Annotated in this window: 3 protein-coding genes; 2 read left to right on the top strand and 1 reads right to left on the bottom strand. The window is 62.3% G+C overall.

Annotated elements, in window-relative coordinates:
• Positions 1–205 precede the first annotated feature (205 nt).
• The gene (locus AC1DVI_RS32250) at positions 206–415 is read left to right on the top strand and encodes a class I SAM-dependent methyltransferase (RefSeq protein WP_476961451.1); all 210 of its coding nucleotides are present in this window, start codon (positions 206–208) and stop codon (positions 413–415) included.
• Between the two features lie 8 nt (positions 416–423).
• On the opposite strand, the gene AC1DVI_RS32255 is transcribed toward AC1DVI_RS32250, so the two are convergent.
• Entirely contained in the window at positions 424–729 is a 306-nt protein-coding gene (locus AC1DVI_RS32255; protein WP_476961450.1) for a ParM/StbA family protein, read from the bottom strand.
• Positions 730–1,368: 639 nt separating this feature from the next.
• Between AC1DVI_RS32255 and mobI the strand changes: the two genes are divergently transcribed.
• A complete protein-coding gene (gene mobI / locus AC1DVI_RS32260) occupies positions 1,369–1,698 on the top strand; it encodes a conjugative transfer protein MobI(A/C) (protein ID WP_476961452.1) in 330 nt (109 codons plus the stop codon).
• Positions 1,699–1,785 lie beyond the last annotated feature (87 nt).

Genomic DNA, 1,785 nt, shown 5'->3' on the forward strand with positions numbered 1-1,785 from the left:
TTCCCGGCAAAAGCGGTGCGATCCGCTCCCATTGATCATCCTGCAGCACCAATCGGTCCAAGGCCACCTCCTGCTCGGCAGCCTTGAATCAGGTTTCGCAAGCCGCGGGAACCCCCCTTCGCCACATGAATGTCAACAGACCCTAGTTCCGGAGAACGCGTCGATCCTCGAGATCGGCTGCGGCACGGGCGACACGCTGGCCTTCCTGCAGCCGTCGCGCGGGGTCGGCATCGACCTCAGCCCGGCGATGGTCGAGCGGGCGCGGCAGCGTCATCCGGAGCTGGAGTTCCGCACCGGCAACGCGGAGGACCAGTATCCAATTGGCACTGACACCAAGGGAGCGCTCCCGCAGGACACCGCCAAGCTGATGGTGTTCAAGCTGGTCACCGACACCGCGTCACAGCACGCCGCCTGATCCGCCCGTCACCCATTTTCCCTCATAGCTCCGCGGTAAGCATCGGAGGCTGGATAATCAGCGTGCAACTCGCGCACTGAGGTCTCAAGCCGGGCTTGGTCCACGCCGGCGACCCACTTCTCGCCGTTGACGTTGACGACCAGTGCGTCGGTGTCTCCGTCCGCTTTGCCCATCCGCAAAGGCAGATCGGACAGGCGCCCCGCACCGGCGGGCAGCACCTGCGTGACGGCCGGCTTGGGTGTCCCGCTGTCCGGCACCTCTCCGTAAGCCAGCTTTAGATTGGAATAGCCAATATCAAGACCGATGGCGAACATGGTGACGCAATCCTGCTGGTTGCTCTGGCAGTCCACTGTGTGAACCGGGAGAGACACGTTACCAATCTCGACAGGGGCACCGCGCCACCGAAAGGCGATGATTTTCGTCGTCTTTCGCATGTATCAGGAAGCCAATGTCACTGGCGGGCGACTGGCGGTACACACAGCATCGGAGGCTGCTGCCTGCCGTCATGGGTATCAGGCATCCAATGTCACTGGCGGACGACTGGCGGTGCACACTCAGCATCGGAGGCTGCTGCCTGCCGTCATGGGCTTCCGTAGCGGCTGCTCGGCAGGCCCGCTCACTCTCCGGCGGGGCCACAAGGGAGGCAAGAGGACCTCATTCCATCAACTTCACCATGGCCCTGACGGGGGTGGTCGGGGCCATCTTCATATGCCCCGACCACCCACTTTATTTGCCCCACCCCCCTTTACAAGGCCAGGAATCGCTTCGATAGAAGCACTATCATGGCCCTGACGGGAGGGGTCGGGGCCATTCCTATATGCCCCGACCCCGCTAAGAAGATCCTTCAAGTCACGGCGGAAAGCCTGGATTTCTTCTATGGCACAGGGGGGTGGTCGGGGCATATGGTTAGATATATGCCCTGACGGGGGGTGAAAATGGAGCTTCACGAAGAGATGGACGCACTGAGAGAGCGTTCCGGAGCATCGTTTCGTGACCTGTTGAGTGCGGTAATCGCATCGGAAGCAAAGCGGGTGGAAGCTGAAGCCCAAGCCCTGGCGGAAGAGTTCTACAAGGAGAGTGCCGACGTCCGGGCGACCATGCCGCCATCGCAGCACGCTCGCTACAGCGTGCGCGTGGAGCGGCGGGCGGCGGGAGTTTCGATCAGATGGATACTGATCCGATTTTTCGGGCCAAAGACGGATCGCAAGCGATTTTTTCGACGGCCGTGTCCCGCCGAGTGGTGTCTGAGACGTGAGGCTGGCCCGCCGGAGCGCTCCCCATAGCTGGCGCAGGCGGGCCAGCCGTCCGGGAGCGGGCGGTCACCGTGCTCTTCGGCTAAGTTGAGGTTGCTTGACGACCATCAACCGAGA

This window comes from Azospirillum sp. P4_B5 (genome assembly GCF_056402275.1).